Below are 16,850 nucleotides of genomic sequence, written 5' to 3'. Positions count from 1 at the left end.
GCGCCAGGTGCGCCAGGTGCGCCGGGTGCGCGGTCGGCTCCTGGGGGCGTTCGCGACCGTGGTGGCCCTGACATCGGCGCTCTCCGGGTGCGGGCTGAAGAGCGGGTCGCCGTTGGCGGACCAGGTACGGCCGGGTTCGGTCGGCCGGGGCCGCCCGCTGGAGGGCGCCTCGCTGACCGTCACCTCGAAGAACTTCAGCGAGAACATCATCCTGGGCCAGATGATCGGCCTGGTGCTCAAGGCCGCCGGTGCGGAGGTGCTGGACCGGACGAACCTGCCCGGTTCGATCAGCGCGCGCGAGGCGATCGTCAAGGGCGACGCGGACACCATGTACGAGTACACGGGCACTGGCTGGATCACCTACCTCGGCCACGCCAGACCGATCGCCGACCCTGAGAAGCAGTGGCGGGCGGTGCGGGACGAGGACCGGAAGAACGGTGTGACGTGGCTGCCGCAGTCCACGCTCGACAACACCTACGCGCTCGCCGTCAGCAGGAAGAACAACGCCAAGTACCACTTGAGGACGCTCTCCGACGTCGCCGCGCTGGCGAAGCGGAACCCGTCGGCGGTGACGATCTGCGTGGAGAACGAATTCGCCTCGCGCGACGACGGGCTGCCGGGCATGCAGAAGGCGTACGGGATGTCCCTCCCGGCCGGCAACATCAAGAAGATGGACGCCGGGATCATCTACACCCAGGTCTCGAAGTCCAACTCCTGCCTGCTCGGCGAGGTGTACACCACGGACGGCCGGGTCAAGGCCATGAACCTGGAAGTGCTGGTCGACGACAAGCACTTCTTCCCCAACTACAACGCCGCGCCCGTCGTCCACACCGAGACGTTCCGGCGGTACCCGCAGATCGCGGAGCTCCTCGACCCGGTCACCAGGAAGCTGACGACCGAGGTCGCCCAGGAACTCAACGCCAAGGTGGACGTGGACGGGCAGGACCCGCACCAGGTGGCGAAGGACTGGCTGATCCGCGAGGGGTTCATCAGGAACGGCTGACGCGGAACGGCTGGTGGGCAACGGCTGGTGGGGGGAGCACCGGCGCGGAACGCAGCAGAACGACCGGACGACCGACGGGGGAGTTGCAAAGAAGTCGATGCAAAGAAAAGCTTGCAAAGCTTTCTTTGTAAGCCTACGGTTGTGGCATGCCCGCGAAAAAGGACGGCGACGACCGCCCCGCCGACGAACTGAACATCCACATGGTCGACACCCGCACCCTGCGCGCGCTCGCCCACCCACTGCGCCTGCGCCTGCTGAACGCACTTCGGGAGTTCGGCCCCGCCACCGCCTCCGGCCTGGCGGACCGGCTCGGCGAATCCAGCGGCGCCACCAGCTACCACCTGCGCCAACTGGCCTCGTACGGCTTCGTCGAGGACGACCCGGACCGCGGCAAGGGCCGCGAACGCTGGTGGCGCGCCGTCCACGCGGGCACCGCGTTCAACACGGGCCTCTTCGTGAACCACCCGGATCCCGACGTGCGCGGCGCCGTCGGCGTCGTGCTCCACGAGATCGCCGACAACCACGCCCAGGAGCTGAGCACCTGGCTCGGCACGATGCACGAGTGGCCCGAGGAGTGGCATCTTGCCTGGGAGGCCAGCGACTTCAAGCTGCGCCTGACCCCCGACCTCTCCGCCGAGCTGATCACGAAGATGCACGAGCTCATCGAGAGCTACCGGGACCGGGTTCCGGAGGGCACCGAGGGCGCGGTCACCGTCCGCAGCCACGTGCACCTCTTCCCCCGCCCCGCCGACTGACGCCCCCACCGGACGACGGCCGCCCGGCCCCGGGGAACGCCGTACCGCCGGCGGGCCGCCGAACACCGTGCGCCGAACACCGTGCGCCGGACGCCGGACGCCGGACGCCGGACGCCGAGCAGCAAGCAGCAACCCCACCGACCGGAAGGACACGCCATGCACCCCGAGGCCCACCTGTTGCTGCACCACCAGCGGTCCACCGAACTCCGGCAGCAGGCAACGGAGTTCACCCTCACCCCGGCCGAACCGGGCACCGGGCTGCGCACCCGGCTGGGCTGGTTCCTCGTCGAGTCCGGGCTGCGCATCCTGCCCCGTCACTCCGGGCACCCGGGCCGCGCATCCGCCCTGCCCGGCACGGCATGAGCGGCCGGACGCCCCGGAGTCGTATCCCGCTCGCCGCCGTACTGTCCGCCAACTCCATATCCACAGCCGGGACTTCACTGACCCTGATCGCGGTCCCCTGGTTCGTGCTGGAGACGACGGGCAGTGCGGGACGGGCCGGCGTCGTCGCCTTCTGCGCGACCCTGCCGATCATCGTCTCCGCGCTGATCGGTGGCCCCGTCATCGACCGCCTCGGGCGCCGCCGGGTGTCCGTCGCCTCCGACCTGGTGTGCGGCCTCGCCGTCGCGGCCGTACCGCTGCTCCACCGGACCGGCCTGCTCACGTTCTGGATGCTGTGCGCGTTGATGGCGGTCAACGGTCTGCTGCACACGCCGGGCAACACGGCACGTTACGTTCTGGTGCCGGACCTGGCCGAGCACGCGGGCACCACCCTCGCCCGTGCCGCCAGTCTCTTCGACGCCGTCTCGCGCGGCGCCCGGATGGTCGGGGCGGCACTGGCCGGCGTACTGATCGCCCTGACCGGCGCGGAGACCGTACTGCTGCTGGACGCCGCCACGTTCCTGATGTCCGCGCTGCTGATCGCCCTCGGGGTACGAGGGGTGCGCGCGGCCGAGCCGCGCCGGACCGCGACCCCCGTCTCGCTGCGGGCGTACGGCGGTGAACTGCGCGAGGGCTACGCCTACTTGACGGGCAATCGGCTGTTGCTCGCGATCGTGCTGACGGTCCTCTTCATGAACGGCACCGATCAGGGCTGGAGCGCCGTCCTGCTGCCGGTGCACGCGTCCGCGGAGCTGGGCGGAGCCCGGGACATCGGACTGCTCACCGCGCTGTTCGGCGCGGGCGGGCTGACCGGGGCGCTGTTGTACGGGGCGTTCGGACACCGTTTCTCACGGTGGGCCGTCTTCACCGTGTGCGTGGTGCTGTGCGGCGCGCCCCGGTACGCGGTCGCCGCGCTGACCGGGACGACGGCCCCGCTCGCGGTGACCATGGCGCTGAGCGGCATCGCGGGCGGGGTGCTGAACCCGGTCCTGACGACGGTGATCTACGGAAGCGTGCCCGACGCGCTGCGCAGCCGGGTCTCGGGGGTGCTCACGGCGGGCGGCGAACTCGCCATGCCGGTGGGCGGCCTCGCCGCGGGCCTGCTGGTGGAGGGCGCGGGCGCACGGGGCGCGCTGCTCGCCATGGGCGGTGTGTACCTGCTGGCGACGCTGAGCCCACTGGTGTTCCCGGTGTGGCGCACGTTGGACGGGGCGGCGGACGCCGTCCGGCCCGGGACGGAACCGGAGCCGGAGCTGACGACGGCGAAGACGAAGGAATGAAGGAATGGGGGAAACAGAGGAAGAGGGGGAAGGAGGCCGCAGAAAGGAAGACCGCGGGGAGGGAGGGGCGGGAAGGGCGGAGACCGGGGCGAACCGCGAGGTCAGCAGCTCGGAACCTTGTGTCCCCGTTCCAGCGCCCGGAGCGAGGACACCGCGTCGTTCAGGGTCGTGACCGGGATCAGTCGGAGACCCTCGGGGAGTTCGGCGCGCGCCTCCGTGCATTCGGCCTTCGGGACGAGGAAGACGCTGGCGCCGTCGCGGCGCGCCGCCTGAGTCTTCAGCGACACCCCGCCGACCGGCCCGACCTTGCCGTTCGGCTGGATCGTGCCCGTGCCCGCGATCGTGCGACCGCCGGTGAGATCGCCTCCGGAGCCGTCGCCGTCGAGCTTGTCGACGATGCCGAGCGCGAAGAACAGCCCCGCGCTGGGGCCGCCCACATCGGCGAGGTGCAGGGTGACATCGACCGAGCCCTTGGGCTTGCCGAGGTGGTTCAGGGCCGCGTCGACGGCGGAGTTCTGCGACTTCCTCATGTCTTCGAGGTTGTGCTTCTCGATCTCCTTCTCGGAGCCGCCGGTCGGGTAGACCGAGTCGCGGGGCAGGACCGCGCGGTCCGTCCGGAACCAGCTGTCGATCACGTCACCGATGCCGATGTCGGCGGTGGGCGCGGTCGCGACGATCGTCGTCATCCTCAGCTCGCCGCTGGTGGTACGGGTGGGCGCGCCCTTGATGCTGATCACGGGGGTGCCGTGGTCGTCCCCGAGCACGTTCGCGGTCGTACCGGGCTGCGCCAGCGTGAACGGCAGCGGTGTGAACGCGGCCGCGCCGAAGAGGGCGAGGACGGGTACGGCGCACAGGGCGAGGGCACGGGGGCGCGAGAGACGAGTGAGGCGAGTGAGCACCCGCCCAATCTAACCGCCCGCGCGGGGCGCGGGTCGGCCCGGCAGTGCGGGCGGGTGCTCCCGGGGTTCTCTCCGGTTCCTCCTCCGGGTGCTATCTCAGCGCTTCCGCGACCTCCCGGGCCGCGTCCACGACCCGGGGGCCGACCCGTTCGGGTATGGAGTCCGAGAGCATCACCACACCCACGCTGCCCTCGACACCCGTCACCCCCACCAGCGCGGCCGCCGCACCGCTCGCCCCGGCCTCCAGTTCGCCGTGGGTGAGGGTGAAGGCCGCCCCGCCCGTCGGCTTCTGCCGGGCGGCGAGGATGGCCCGGCCGGCGGCGCCCCGGTCCAGCGGGTGACGGAAGCCGGCCCGGTAGGCCACGTGGTAGTCGGTCCAGGTCGGTTCGACGACCGCCACCGCCAGCGCGTCGTTGCCGTCGACCAGCGTGAGGTGGGCGGTGGCCCCGATGTCCTCGGCCAGGGACCGCAGCGCGGGCAGCGCCGCCTCCCGTACGAGCGGATGCACCTGACGGCCCAGGCGCAGCACGCCCAGGCCGACCCGGGCTCGGCCGCCCAGATCACGGCGCACCAGGGCGTGTTGTTCCAGGGTGGCAAGCAGACGGTAGACCACTGTTCGGTTGACGCCGAGTTTGTTGGACAACTCGGTGACGGTCAGGCCGTGGTCGGTGTCGGCGAGCAGCTTGAGGACTCTCAGTCCCCGGTCGAGCGTCTGGGAGGTCTCAGCGGTCACGACGCCCTCTCCTCTGGTGGTGAGCGGCGGCGGCTGGTTCCCACGGGCTGTGCGACCACCGGTCCCGTCGGCGGCGCACGGAGAGGCCGCCTGCCTGGCCAAGACACCGGCTGCGCTCCGCGGCGGCGCTGCCACGGTGCGTTCGTTCCGGGGGACAGTAGCGAGCGAGTCCGCTCAGCGGAAGACCTCGTCCAGAATCCGGGCGTGCGCGGGGAGCGAATCCCGGCGCGGGAGCATATGCGCCGGTCAGCGCGGCGGCGGCCGGATCCTGGATGTCTACGCGCGTCCAGGTCGGCCGACGCCTCAAGAACACTCCGCGTACACGATGCGAACGAACGTCAACTCACCGTGAATGAACGCTGGACAACTTTTCCGTTCACAAGGACCTCGCAGGCCCGGATGGACTTGGTCGCCGGGTCACGGACGGTGAAGTTGAGGGCGAAGGTTCCGTCGAGTCCGACGACCCGGGTGACGTAGGAGTCGGAGGTCTGCTTCCCGTCCGCGGTGCGCCCGGTCACCGAGACCGTGGCGACGGGTGCGAAGCCCCGGCCGGTCACCTGGACCACCGTGCCGACGGGCCCCTCGGGCGGGGAGAGCGCGAACTCCGGCCCGGCGGGGACGGACCCGTCCTGGACGGTGAACGCCGCGGTCTCGGTCCGGGGATCGACGAGGACCTCCCTGACCCGGATCGCGACGGTGCCGGCGTCCTTGACGGTGAAGGTCTGCGAGAACGCCCCGTCCAGCCCGACCACCTTGGTCCGAGCCGCGTCGGACGTCTGCGACCCGTCGGCCCGCAGCCCGACGACGGACACGGTGGCGACGGGCGCGAAACCCTGCCCGAGGACGGTGACGGCGGTTCCCCTCGGGCCCGCGGACGGGGTGAGGACGACGAAGGCCGGGGCCACGGTCAGCGGGGTGAGGGCCTGTGCGCCGCCCGCGGTGACCTGGAGCGCGTACGTGGCGCGCGGGGTGGAACCGGCCACGGTGACCGTACCGGTGAGCTTCCCCTCCCCGTCGATCCGCAGGGTCGAACCGCTGATCCGGGCGCTGTCGCAGGCGCTGCCGTCGGCGGCGCACAGCGCGGCGGCGGGCGTGGTCCCGGACGGCCAGTCGCCGCCCGACACGGCGATCGTCCCGCCCGGCTTGACCTTCGCCGCGCCCGCAGAGAGCGTCGCGGCGGCGTCGGTCACCGTGAACGGCGTGGTCAGTGCGGTCGCCGGATCGTTGCCCTCGTCGACCTGGATCGCGGCGATGCCCGGGTCGGAGACGGTGAAGTCGGCGGTGAACGTGCCGTCGGGGGTGCTCCTGGTGTAGACGGCGGTGTCGTCGAGCGTCGCCCCGTTCGCGTCCAGGCCGACGGTGTTGATCCACCGGTCCTGGTGGTAGTTGTCGCCGGTGACCCGGATGACGCTGCCGAGCGGCGCACCGGCGCGGGAGAGCGTGATGGCCCTCGGCCCGCCCGGCACGTACGCCTTGACCGTCAGGGGCGCGGTCGCCTCCTTCGTGCCGTCGCCGACCTTCACCAGGTACGAGCCGTCGGGCACCGCGCCCGCGTCGGCGAGCACCGCGCTCCCGGTCAGCTCCCCCGAACCGCTGATCACGAGCGTGCCGGAGACGAACTTGCCGGTGTCGCACCCGCCGCCGTCCGCCGCGCACAGCGACGGCACCGGGGTGGCCCCGGCGGTCCAGAGGCTGCCGGACAGCGCGACCGCGGTGGACGGCCGCACAGCGGTGGCGGGGGCGGTCAGGGTGGCGGGCAGTCCCGCGGTGCCCTCGGCGTCCACGGTGCCGACGGACCCGCCGCCGCTCACCACGGCGCAGGGGGTCTCGTAGGTGGAGCCGAGCACCTTCGTACGCGTCAGGTTGCGTATCGGGGTGAAGGAGATCGGCCCCTTGGCGTCGGCGGGGATGAGGAAGTCGCCTTCGTAGGGCGGTATCTCGATCGGCTTTCCGGCCGGGATGTCGAGGCTGACCTGGGGTCCGGTGACGGTGACCGTGCCGGTCGCGCCGCCCGACATGGCGAGGTCGATGCTGGGGGTGGTGGGCACGTCGTTCAGGCTGAGCCCGCTGGTGGCGGGGGACGGTCCCAGGGTGACCTTCGCGTGGACCCTGCCGCCGGGGTCGACGACGGCGGGCGAGAGGTCGACGCTCATCTGCTGCGGCCCGGTCGCCTCGCCCTGCCCCGCGGGCAGCGTGCAGTGGACGGTCGGGGTGACCGTACCGGCGTGGGCGGGGGGCGCGAGCGCGACGGTCCCGCCGGTCCAGACGAGGACGGTGCCGACGGCGAGGGCGACGGCGCGGCGCAGCACCGTGTCCGGCCTCCTCGGCCCTCTCGGTCCTCCCGCTCTCTGCCGGACGGACGCTCTCTGCCTGACGGACGCTCTCCGTCGGACGGACGCTCTCTGTCGGAAGGACATACGACTCCTCCGTGGTCGGGGCGTGGCTGGGGGTTCTCTTCGCACGTGACCGGGCTCCGTGGACACGCGACCGGGTGTTCTCCGCGCATACGAAGGGGCGGCGCCCGCCCGCTCCCTCGCGAAGAGCAGGCGGGCGCCTCCGGGACCTTCCCCTGACGGATCTCCGGGATCCCGGAATCCCGGAGAAGGACGGATCTCAGAGAAGGGTGAGGGTCAGGGTGGCGCTGTAGTCCCCGGGCCTGGTGAATCCGGGGACCGTCAGCGTGAGATCGGCGTCGGCGTCGAACCGGCCGCCGGTGAACGGGCGGGACCCGTCCGGGTTCATCCGGCACAGGCTCGCCGCCCGGCTCCCGAGCGTGGCCGGCGACCCCGCCACCGGCGTCCCCACGCTGCCGGCCCGGGCCGTGCACCTGGGGGTCCACCGGACGGCGTCCGCGGGGATGGTGCCGCCGTCGGCGCTGGTGAAGCCGGTGAGGGTGGCGGTCAGGGACCAGCCGCTGTCGACACCGCGGGCGTCCTCCACCTCGACCCGGTTGAGCCGGGAGCGCTGCACACCGCCGCCGGTGCCCAGGACCGTCGTCCCGAAGTCCACGACGTCCCCGTCCTGGACCATGGACAGGGTCCCGGCCCGGACCGAGGCGGTCAGCCTCTGGTCGGCGCTGCCGCCACCCCCTCCCCCGCCGTCCGTGGAGACGGTGAACGGGACGGTCCGTACGGTCGCCGGGTCGTTGCCCTCGTCGGCCCGGACCGCGGTGATCGCTTCGGAGACCACGGTGAACTCGACGGCGAAGGTGCCGTCCGGGGCGCTCTTGACGTAGACCGCGCTGTCGTCGATCCCGGTGCCCGTCGCGTCGAGGCCGATGACGTTGATCCAGCGGTCCGGGTTGTAGTTCCTGCCGCTGACCGTGATCATCGTGCCGACCGGCCCGCTGTCCCGCGAGAGCGAGATCTCCCGGTCGCCGGCCGCGACGGCCTCGACGGTGAGGGGGGCGGTGGCCTCCTTCGTACCGTCGTTGACCTTCACCTCGTACCTGCCGTCCGGCACCGACCCGGCCGGGGCGAGGGTGGCCGTGCCGTGCAACGTTCCGTAGGCGTCGATGCCGAGGTCGTCGCCGCTGAACTTCAGCGGATCGCAGCCGCCACCGCCGACCGCGCAGAGCGACGGCACCGGCGTGCCGCCCGGGGTCCATCCCGAACCACCCAGCGTCACGGGGGTGTTGGGGCGTACCGGGTCGGTGGGGGCGGTCAGGGTGGCGGGCTCGGAACCGGCGCCCTCCACCGTGACGGTGCCGACGGAACCGCCCCCGTCGACCACGTCGCACGGCGTCTCGAAGACCGAGCCGAGCACCTTGGTCTGCGTCAGCGTACGGACCGGGGCGAAGGAGACCGCGCCGGACGCGTTCGCCGGGACGAGGAAGTCCCCTTCGTACGGCGGGAGTTCGATGGGTTTACCGGCCGGGACGTCCATCGTGAACTCGGCGCCCCGCACGGTGACGGTGCCGGTGGCCCCGCCGGACATCGCCAGGTCGAGGCTGGGAATGGTGGGCACGTCCTCCAGGGCCAGTTGGCTGGTCGCGGGGGACGGCCCCAATGTGACCTTCGCGTGCACCCTGCCGCCGGGCGCGACGACGGCGGGCGACAGTTCGACGGTCATCTCCTGCGGCCCGGTCGCCTCGCCCTGGCCGGCGGGCAGGACGCAGTGGACGGTCGGGGTGACCGTACCGGCGCCCCGCCCTGTGGCCGACGGGCCGTCCGGCCCGGCCTCCCCGGCCCCGGCGGCGGCCGCGGCCCCGACACCGCTCAGCAGCACTACGAAACAGGCGGCGAGCAGCCCGGTCGCACCGGGTCTTCGTCGTCGGATCACCAGACACCCCTCCATGGCCCGTTGATTGCGCACATTGAGGAGGGCACGTGCGGAGAAGTCAAGAGAGAAACGAATGATCCTTGTTCGAAATGCCCGAAAGGCATTTCACGAGGATTTTTCATGCACTGGTCGACATCTCTTGACATCTTTGAAGATCATGGTTTCACTCACCCCGACTCGTGAATCCATGAGGCCACGATTCCGCGAATTCGCTTCTTCATGATTCCGGAATCCCACCGTTCCGCGGCTCTGCGGATCTTCGGGCCCGCAGATCTTCGGGGCTGCGGATTGCGGATCAGCGGACTGCGGATCAGGCGGATCCACGGGGCCTCGAATCCAGCCGAAAGGGGTTCATCCCGTCATGTCGATCATTCCCGTACCGTCGCCCACGTCAGGAAAGCCGAGCCGAAGACACGTCCGCGTCCCGCTGGTGCTGGCCGCGGCCTGTTCCGCGGCCGCCGCGCTGGCCCTGGCGCCGACGGCCCACGCCGTGACCCCGCTCACGGCGACGGCCACGTACGACTGCGGCGCCTGGGGCAGCGGCCTCGCCACCCTGACCGCCGCCGACTCGGGCACGTCCAAGACCATCAAGATCACGTCCACCGCGATCACGATGCCGCCGGGCACCAGCGCGAACCCGAACAGCATCACGACGACGCTCAAACTGACCAGGACCTCGGGCGGTACGACCAGTCAGGTGCAGTTCTCGGGCAAGACCAACCCGGGCATGAGCGGCGGCAGCCCGATCACGCTGGGCCCGCTCAAGCTCACCTCCGGCACGCTGGCGGCCGGCGACCGCACCGATTCCGTGGTGCTGTCCACTCCCCCGAGCGCCACCAACTGGTCCCTGCAGATCGTGGCCTCGTCCCCGACCTCGGCCACCGTTCCGTGCGTGGCCACATCGGCCCAGTCCACGGCATTCACCTGGTGAACGACGGCCGGGCGCCCACCGCCCCGGCGCCCACCGGTCCGATCCTCCGCCCCACCGACCCGACGTCCGCTGGCGCGCGGCCCGCACCCGCTCCGTACCGCGCCGACCCCTGACGCACGCCCCCATCCGCACCGACGACAACGGCCCGGGGCGAGGACCACCGTCCCCTCCCCGGGCCGTTGCACCAGCGATCCCGGCCGACACGCCGGGCCGTCCCCGGCACCCCGTCGCTCCGATCGCGTCACCCCGATCGCGTGCTGCGGTCGCACAAGGCGGTCACGCACTGCGGTCACGTACTGCGGTCACGTCACCTCGGACAACCCCTTCGACGGCCGTCACCCCGGTGGCCGTCACCTCATGCGGGTGGCCCACTCCTGGACCTTCTTGATCCGCTGCTGGATCTGCCCGGCCGTGGCCTCCGCGCTCGGCGGTCCGCCGCACACCCGACGCAGCTCGGTGTGGATCACCCCGTGCGGCTTGCCGCTCTGGTGCGTGTACGCCGACACCATCGTGTTGAGCTGCTTGCGCAGCCCCAGCAACTGCTTGTGCGTGACCACCGGCCGCGCCTCGGCCGGCTTCTCCAGCAGATCCGCCTCGTCGGCCGGCTTCTGCCGGCTGTGCGCGATCTGCCGGGACTGCCGCTTCTGGAGCAGCAGCTGCACCTGGTCCGGTTCGAGCAGCCCCGGGATCCCCAGGTAGTCCTGCTCCTCCTGGCTCCCGGGGTGCGCCTGCATGCCGAACTCGGCGCCGTCGTACAGCACCCGGTCGAAGACCGCGTCCGACTCCAGGGCCTCGAACGGCAGCTGGTCCTCGGTCTCCTCGTCCTCCGCCCGCTCCGCGTCGGCGAGGAGCTTGTCCTCCTCCGCGAACGGGTTCTCCTCGTCGCTGCCCTTCTTGGGCTTGTCGAGGACGTGGTCGCGTTCGACCTCCATCTCGTTCGCGAAGTCCAGCAGCATCGGAATCGTCGGCACGAAGACCGAGGCGGTCTCGCCGCGCCTGCGCGAACGCACGAACCGTCCGACGGCCTGCGCGAAGAACAGCGGCGTGGAGATGGTGGTGGCGTACACGCCGACCGCCAGACGCGGCACGTCGACACCCTCCGACACCATGCGGACCGCGACCATCCACCGCGAGTCGTCCGCGCTGAACTGGTCGATCTTCTTCGACGCCGCCTTCTCGTCGGAGAGGACCACGGTCGGCTTCTCGCCGGTGACCTGCTTCAGGATCTTGGCGTACGCGCGGGCCGACTCCTGGTCGGTGGCGATGACCAGCGCGCCCGCGTCCGGGATGCCCTTGCGCACCTCGGTCAGCCGCTTGTCTGCGGCGGTCAGCACATTGGGGATCCACTCCCCGGTGGGCGACAGGGCGGTCCGCCATGCCTGCCCGATGGCGTCCTTGGTCATCGGCTCGCCCAGCCGGGCGGCGATCTCGTCGCCCGCCTTGGTGCGCCAGCGCATGTTGCCGCTGTAGCTGAGGAAGATCACCGGCCGGACGACCCCGTCGGCGAGCGCGTTGCCGTAGCCGTACGTGTAGTCGGCCGAGGAGCGCCGGATGCCGTCGTTGCCCTCCTCGTACTCGACGAAGGGGATCGGGTTGGTGTCGGACCGGAACGGCGTACCGGTGAGCGCGAGCCGCCGCGTCGCCGGGTCGAACGCCTCCAGGCACGCCTCGCCCCAGGACTTCGAGTCACCCGCGTGGTGGATCTCGTCGAGGATCACGAGGGTCTTGCGCTGCTCGCAGCGGTTGCGGTGCAGCATGGGGCGGACGCCGACACCCGCGTAGGTGACCGCGACCCCGTCGTACTCCTTGCTCAGCGGGCCCGCGCTGTAGTCCGGGTCGAGCTTGATGCCCACCCGGCCCGCTGCCTCGGCCCACTGCTTCTTCAGGTGCTCGGTCGGCGCGACGACGGTGACCTGCTGCACGACGTGGTGGTGCAGCAGCCATGACGCGAGGGTCAGCGCGAAGGTGGTCTTCCCCGCGCCGGGGGTGGCGACCGCGAGGAAGTCGCGCGGCTGTTCCTGGATGTACTTCTCCATGGCGCCCTGCTGCCAGGCTCGCAGCTTCCCGGCCGTGCCCCAGGGGGCACGGCCGGGAAAGGCGGGTGAGAGGTGGTGGGAGGCGGTAGTAGTCACGGTCTCCGGTTCGGGTCTCTCGGGTACGTGGGTGCTGTCCGTACGGGCCGGGACGGACCCGCAGGCGATACGACAACCGGGCCACCCTACCGGTGTACGAAGCGAGAACCGCCTCGGACTACGCCGCCCGTTCAGGAATTGCGACGGCGCTCACAAGGCGTCGGCGGCCAGCTCCCGCAGCCCTTGAGCAATGGCTTTCACCTCGTCCTTTTCCCCTGTGGCCACGGCGATGACCAGGCGTTCCGCAGCATCGATGTCCGGACGCAGGTCGATCCCGTTCATCGCCAGGAAGGTCACGCACGACAGCCAGGCCGTGCGCTTGTTGCCGTCGAAGAGCGGGCGGTTGATCGCCAAGGACTGCAGGAGCGCGGCGGCCTTGTCGATCAGGTCCGGGTACGCCTCCTCACCGAACATGGCCGCGGAGGGGCGGTGTGCCGCCGATTCGAGGAGCCCGGCGTCGCGCACGACGACGCGCATGTCCGCACACGCGTGTTCGGCGATGATGAGGATGTCTTCGGACGTCAGGTAGGCGCAGGTCACTTGAGCCGCTCCATGAGCTCGCTCCACTTGGCCGCCTGTTCCTTCGCCGTCTGACGGACGATGGCCTGCTGAGCGGTTCTGGCCAGGTAGTCGTCCACGGCCCGGAGCAGTATGGCGTGCATGCTGGTCCCCTCCTGCTCCGCACGCTGCTTGAGTGCTTCGGTCTGATCGTCACGGAGACGCAGGTTCATGGCCATACCAAAACGGTACCACCGAATGGGGTCAGAGTGGTACCAGCTACCGCGCCCGCACCCGGGACGCCACCCAGGCCCCCACCAGCGCCACCCCCGCCATCGGCAGGAAGACCGCCGCGAACGCCCCCGGATGCGAGCCCGACCCGCCTGCCTGCACCGCCTCATGCACGGCACCCACCGTCCCTCCGCCGAGCGCCGCGAAGGCGGCCCCGCCCGCGGCCAGCAGCAGGACGTTGGACAGCCCGTCGGAGATCTGCAGGGCGGCGGAGTTCGCCCCCGCCTCCTCCGGCGTGGACAGCTTCAGCAGCAGCACGCTCGTCGACGCGATCACCATGCCCATGCCGAAGCAGCCGAAGGCCCAGGCCACGGCCACGGTCCAGACCGGCACGGCGTCGATCAGCACGGACGGCGCGGCGGCGATCGCGGCGGCGACCAGCACCATGCCGCCCACCATCAGCCGCTCCCGGTACGGCTCCAGGCGCGGCCGGGACTGCACGAACGAACCGAGCGCCCAGGTACCGCCCCCGGCCGCGAGCGAGAGCCCGGCCAGCGTCGGGCTCAGCCCGCGCTCGGTCACCAGCATCAGCGGTACGAAGGACTCGGCGGCGATGAACGAACCGGCCGCCACCCCGCGCAGCAGCACCACCGACGGCAGCCCGCGCGCCGCGCGGCCGGTCCCCGGCGGCAGCAGCCCGCGCACGGCGGGCACGAGCAGGGCGAAGCCCGCGGCGGCCGGCAGCAGCGCGAACCAGTTCAGCTCCTGCCCCGCGTACTGGAGCAGCCCCGCCCCCACCGAGATCCCGAGCGCGAGCAGGATGCGGCGCCGGTCGTACGGCTCGACGGGTGCCGCCGGATCGGCCGGCCCCGACGCCCGGCGCCGGATCGCGGGCAGCGCGAGCGCCAGCGGGAACACCACCAGCACGGGGATGCCGATGAAGACCCACCGCCACCCCAGGTGCTCGGTCACCGCGCCGGAGGCGAGCGGCCCGACGACGGACGGGATCACCCAGCTCGCCGCGAACGCCGCCATGATCGACGGCCGCAGCCGCTCCGGATAGGCCCGACTGATCACCACGTACAACGCCACGATCACCAGCCCGCCGCCGATCCCCTGCACGGCCCGCCCCGCGACGAACAGCCACATGGTCCCGGCGGTCCCGGAGAGCAGCAGTCCCGCCGCGAACGCGCTGATCCCGGCGGCGAGCGGCCCCAGCGGCCCCCGCCGGTCCGCCCACTGCCCGGACAGCACCATGGCGAACAGGCTGGTCGTGAAGTACGCGGAGAAGGCGAACGCATACAGCGCGATGCCGTGCAGCTCGCGCGCGGCCACCGGCATCGCGGTCCCCACGGCGGTCGCCTCGAAGGCGATCAGGAACACGACGGAGACGATGCCGATGCTGAGCGCCCGGTACGACCGCCCGAGCACCCCGCCGGTCTCGGCGGGCTCGGCAGAGGGCAGGGCCGAAGCGGGTATGGAAGGTTCGTCGGCGGCGGTGCCGGTATCGGCGTCTCGGGGTTCCAGGGCACTCATGGCCCCAGAGTAAGGGGCATACGCGCAGGTGGGCCCCGTCGGAAGGAGGCCCTTCGCCAGGCCGTTGGTCGTAGGACCGGACAGCCTTCCATGAACGCAGCATGACAGCCGCGTTGCGCCCCACGACAGTCGTATTGCACCCCGGCCCGCACTCTTGAGCGCCCCGGACTCCGCCGCCTACGGTCGGACCACGACGAGGAACACCCGGCCGCGTGCCCGAGTGGTTCAGGGGCTCGACTGCAACTCGAGTTACACCGGTTCGAATCCGGTCACGGCCTCGCGGACGAAGCCGCCCGCCCCGGATTGTCCGGGGCGGGCGGCTTTCCGTGGTCCGGGGCGCGGGCAGTCGCCCGCTCTCGCACGGCCCCGAGATCAGGAGGCGCCAGGCGTCTGTTCCTTGAGGGCGTCCTTCACCATCTCCCGCAGGCGCACCTCGTCCTCCTTGCTGAGCGAGGTCTGCACGAGCTGACCGCCGAACTTGACGATCTCGGGGACGACCTTGTCGCGAGCGGACGTCTTGACGAGCACGAAGACGGCAGCGGCGCCGGGCCGGAGATTGGTGCTGAGCTCCCTCATGAAGTCGTCGTTGACGCCGGTGTCAACGGCGGACCCTCCGGCGGCACCGGCCGCGGCGCCCACCGCGGCGCCGAGGAACGGCACGAGGAAGAGCAGCCCGATGACGCTCCCCCACAGCGCACCGCCCGCAGCACCTGCGCCCACGTGATTGACGGCCTGATGCAGCTTGATCTTGCCGTCCTTCTCACGCCGCTCGACGACGACGACATCCTCAAGCTCGATGAGGTGCTGACGGTTCAGGGACAGCAGCTTGTCCCGGACCTGGTCCGCAGTGGCGAGATCGTCGTAGGCGATGACGAACAAATTGCTCATACGGCTAACTCCTCCTCAAGGTGCCCTACCGCACCAACCATAGAGGAAGGATCACTAAATAAGACATAAGGATTGCATGTGTCAGCCCTGCGATCGGCGCGCATGCACCGCCCTCGACAGCCGCTCGGCAAGAGTCTGAGCGACGGTGGACTTGCCGGAAGCCATCACGCCGGTGACGAGGATGACGGCGGGGCCGGGTTCCTCGCTTCCGGCGCCCCATTCACCAGGCGCAGGATTCGCCATGCCGATTTCGCGATCCACGCGGCCTCTCCTCAGGCTTGCCGGATCGCCCACCCGGGCCGACGCATCCGGAGCATACGGAGGGGACGCACGAAAGGGACGCACGAAGGGTACGCACGAAGGGCACGTACGAAGGGCACGCACGGAAAGAACCTACGGAAACGAACGCGCGTCTTTCGACGTCCGGCAGGACGCCGCTCCCGTACGACGGACCACGACGAGGAGCACACGGCGGTGTGCCCGAGTGGTTCAGGGGCTCGACTGCAGCTCGACTGCAGCTCGAGTTGCACCGGTTCAAATCCGGTCACGTCCGGTCACGTCCGGTCAGGCTCTCCACGCGATCGACTACGCCCGCCGGCACGCGCATGCGTCGCGCCGGGCGGGCTTCGCCGTTCTGCCGGAACATCCAGGAGGACTGGCACAGCCCTCGGTCACGCCTCAGGACCGGTACCGGCTCCGAGGAGGTTCCGCGCCTCAGGCACACCCCTGCTTCTTGAGTGCGGCGGGCACGTATCCGTCGAGGAATTCCTTCAGCGCCTCGCGACGGTCGGCGACGCTCTCCGGCACCGGATCGGTCTCGGCGAGTTCGACGAGCACGGCGTACTTCCGCGTGGATTGGTCCCCCGTGCACTGCGTCACCGAAAGCGCGAAGCGGTCCAGGACGCGCTCGCCCCGATGACGTGCCCCGTCCTTGCCCCCCGCGTCCTTCCCCAGCCTGAGATACCAGTCCGCTTTCGCGAAGGGGTCGGCGTCGGCGTCCAGCGCGTCCCCCAGGACGGACAGCGCGGGGCGCCCGTCGACGGTGAGCGCACAGCGGGCACTGCCGGGCACCGAACCGGAATCCCGCTCCGCGAGCTTCTCACCGGCAGGCAGCAACGGCGCCAGTGTGTCCTTGGCGACGTCCACCCCGCACAGCTGCTCCGGCACCGCATAGTCGCGCCCTTCGCCGTCGTCACCACCGCCACAGGCCGACACGGCCAGCAGCGTGGTGCACAGGCCGGCGACGAAGCCCGTGCGCCGGGTGAGAAGCCGGGTCCGATGCCGGCCGGCCGGGCTGTCCAC

15 protein-coding genes, 1 tRNA gene and 1 pseudogene are annotated in these 16,850 nt (G+C 71.1%); 6 read left to right on the top strand and 11 right to left on the bottom strand.

Translation table 11 applies throughout. The features are described from left to right. The first annotated feature begins 25 nt into the window (after positions 1-25). The 4 genes from ACFYXM_RS20655 (at position 26) to ACFYXM_RS20640 (ending at position 3,419) form a co-directional block, all read left to right on the top strand. Positions 26-1,003, top strand: a complete 978-nt coding sequence (locus tag ACFYXM_RS20655) for a glycine betaine ABC transporter substrate-binding protein (RefSeq protein WP_389291271.1) — start codon at positions 26-28, stop codon at positions 1,001-1,003. A 146-nt stretch (positions 1,004-1,149) separates the two neighbouring features. Further along, entirely contained in the window at positions 1,150-1,758 is a 609-nt protein-coding gene (locus ACFYXM_RS20650; RefSeq protein WP_389291179.1) for a helix-turn-helix domain-containing protein, read from the top strand. Positions 1,759-1,914: 156 nt separating this feature from the next. Next, complete coding sequence (locus ACFYXM_RS20645; RefSeq protein ID WP_389291177.1) at positions 1,915-2,121, top strand: hypothetical protein; 207 nt, start codon at positions 1,915-1,917, stop codon at positions 2,119-2,121. Further along, positions 2,118-3,419: an MFS transporter gene (locus ACFYXM_RS20640; protein WP_389291176.1), complete on the top strand. Its 1,302-nt coding sequence runs from the start codon at positions 2,118-2,120 to the stop codon at positions 3,417-3,419. Before ACFYXM_RS20645 ends, ACFYXM_RS20640 begins: the two co-directional genes overlap by 4 nt. A 101-nt stretch (positions 3,420-3,520) precedes the next feature. Here ACFYXM_RS20640 and ACFYXM_RS20635 read toward each other — a convergent pair whose 3' ends face one another. From ACFYXM_RS20635 to ACFYXM_RS20620, 4 genes are all read right to left on the bottom strand, one after another. Next, on the bottom strand, positions 3,521-4,318 hold the full coding sequence (locus tag ACFYXM_RS20635) for a S16 family serine protease (protein ID WP_389291174.1): 798 nt from the start codon (positions 4,316-4,318) through the stop codon (positions 3,521-3,523). A 91-nt stretch (positions 4,319-4,409) separates the two neighbouring features. Then, positions 4,410-5,051: an IclR family transcriptional regulator gene (locus tag ACFYXM_RS20630; protein WP_073783412.1), complete on the bottom strand. Its 642-nt coding sequence runs from the start codon at positions 5,049-5,051 to the stop codon at positions 4,410-4,412. Between the two features lie 338 nt (positions 5,052-5,389). Beyond that, on the bottom strand, positions 5,390-7,360 hold the full coding sequence (locus tag ACFYXM_RS20625; RefSeq protein WP_389291172.1) for a hypothetical protein: 1,971 nt from the start codon (positions 7,358-7,360) through the stop codon (positions 5,390-5,392). 304 nt (positions 7,361-7,664) lie between these two features. After that, positions 7,665-9,332: a hypothetical protein gene (locus ACFYXM_RS20620; protein ID WP_389291170.1), complete on the bottom strand. Its 1,668-nt coding sequence runs from the start codon at positions 9,330-9,332 to the stop codon at positions 7,665-7,667. A gap of 361 nt (positions 9,333-9,693) precedes the next feature. Between ACFYXM_RS20620 and ACFYXM_RS20615 the strand changes: the two genes are divergently transcribed. Beyond that, a complete protein-coding gene (locus ACFYXM_RS20615; RefSeq protein ID WP_389291168.1) occupies positions 9,694-10,263 on the top strand; it encodes a hypothetical protein in 570 nt (189 codons plus the stop codon). A gap of 350 nt (positions 10,264-10,613) precedes the next feature. Here ACFYXM_RS20615 and ACFYXM_RS20610 read toward each other — a convergent pair whose 3' ends face one another. The 4 genes from ACFYXM_RS20610 to ACFYXM_RS20595 all read right to left on the bottom strand — a co-directional run bounded on the left by ACFYXM_RS20610 (position 10,614) and on the right by ACFYXM_RS20595 (position 14,660). Beyond that, entirely contained in the window at positions 10,614-12,395 is a 1,782-nt protein-coding gene (locus ACFYXM_RS20610; RefSeq protein WP_389291166.1) for a DEAD/DEAH box helicase, read from the bottom strand. Positions 12,396-12,545: 150 nt separating this feature from the next. Next, the gene (locus ACFYXM_RS20605) at positions 12,546-12,935 is read right to left on the bottom strand and encodes a type II toxin-antitoxin system death-on-curing family toxin (protein ID WP_389291164.1); all 390 of its coding nucleotides are present in this window, start codon (positions 12,933-12,935) and stop codon (positions 12,546-12,548) included. Beyond that, positions 12,932-13,132, bottom strand: coding sequence for a ribbon-helix-helix protein, CopG family (locus tag ACFYXM_RS20600; RefSeq protein WP_389291163.1), 201 nt, complete (start codon positions 13,130-13,132; stop codon positions 12,932-12,934). Before ACFYXM_RS20600 ends, ACFYXM_RS20605 begins: the two co-directional genes overlap by 4 nt. 40 nt (positions 13,133-13,172) lie before the next feature. Next, positions 13,173-14,660 carry an MFS transporter gene (locus ACFYXM_RS20595; RefSeq protein WP_389291162.1) on the bottom strand — a complete coding sequence of 496 codons (1,488 nt, stop codon included), beginning with the start codon at positions 14,658-14,660 and terminating at the stop codon, positions 13,173-13,175. Between the two features lie 206 nt (positions 14,661-14,866). On the opposite strand from ACFYXM_RS20595, the gene ACFYXM_RS20590 reads away from it, so the two are divergent. Next, positions 14,867-14,938, top strand: a tRNA-Cys gene (locus ACFYXM_RS20590). 94 nt (positions 14,939-15,032) lie between these two features. On the opposite strand, the gene ACFYXM_RS20585 is transcribed toward ACFYXM_RS20590, so the two are convergent. From ACFYXM_RS20585 to ACFYXM_RS20575, 3 genes and pseudogenes are all read right to left on the bottom strand, one after another. Continuing rightward, on the bottom strand, positions 15,033-15,548 hold the full coding sequence (locus ACFYXM_RS20585) for a DUF1269 domain-containing protein (RefSeq protein WP_389291160.1): 516 nt from the start codon (positions 15,546-15,548) through the stop codon (positions 15,033-15,035). Between the two features lie 96 nt (positions 15,549-15,644). Further along, positions 15,645-15,791: pseudogene (locus ACFYXM_RS20580) on the bottom strand (adenylyl-sulfate kinase); the annotation flags it as partial. 471 nt (positions 15,792-16,262) lie between these two features. Then, positions 16,263-16,850, bottom strand: coding sequence for a hypothetical protein (locus ACFYXM_RS20575; protein WP_389291158.1), 588 nt, complete (start codon positions 16,848-16,850; stop codon positions 16,263-16,265).

The organism is Streptomyces sp. NPDC002476 (assembly GCF_042889785.1).
Taxonomy (GTDB): Bacteria; Actinomycetota; Actinomycetes; order Streptomycetales; family Streptomycetaceae; genus Streptomyces.
Note: the sequence above shows the minus strand (reverse complement) of the source record. Positions and strands in the feature narration are given on the sequence as shown.

Bases quoted from the DNA above. Each gene is read 5' to 3' on its own strand.
- ACFYXM_RS20650 (WP_389291179.1), top strand. From the start codon at position 1,150: ATGCCCGCGAAAAAGGACGGCGACGACCGCCCCGCCGACGAACTGAAC.
- ACFYXM_RS20645 (WP_389291177.1), top strand. From the start codon at position 1,915: ATGCACCCCGAGGCCCACCTGTTGCTGCACCACCAGCGGTCCACCGAA.
- ACFYXM_RS20640 (WP_389291176.1), top strand. From the start codon at position 2,118: ATGAGCGGCCGGACGCCCCGGAGTCGTATCCCGCTCGCCGCCGTACTG.
- ACFYXM_RS20615 (WP_389291168.1), top strand. From the start codon at position 9,694: ATGTCGATCATTCCCGTACCGTCGCCCACGTCAGGAAAGCCGAGCCGA.
- ACFYXM_RS20600 (WP_389291163.1), bottom strand. From the start codon at position 13,132: ATGGCCATGAACCTGCGTCTCCGTGACGATCAGACCGAAGCACTCAAG.
- ACFYXM_RS20595 (WP_389291162.1), bottom strand. From the start codon at position 14,660: ATGAGTGCCCTGGAACCCCGAGACGCCGATACCGGCACCGCCGCCGAC.
- ACFYXM_RS20585 (WP_389291160.1), bottom strand. From the start codon at position 15,548: ATGAGCAATTTGTTCGTCATCGCCTACGACGATCTCGCCACTGCGGAC.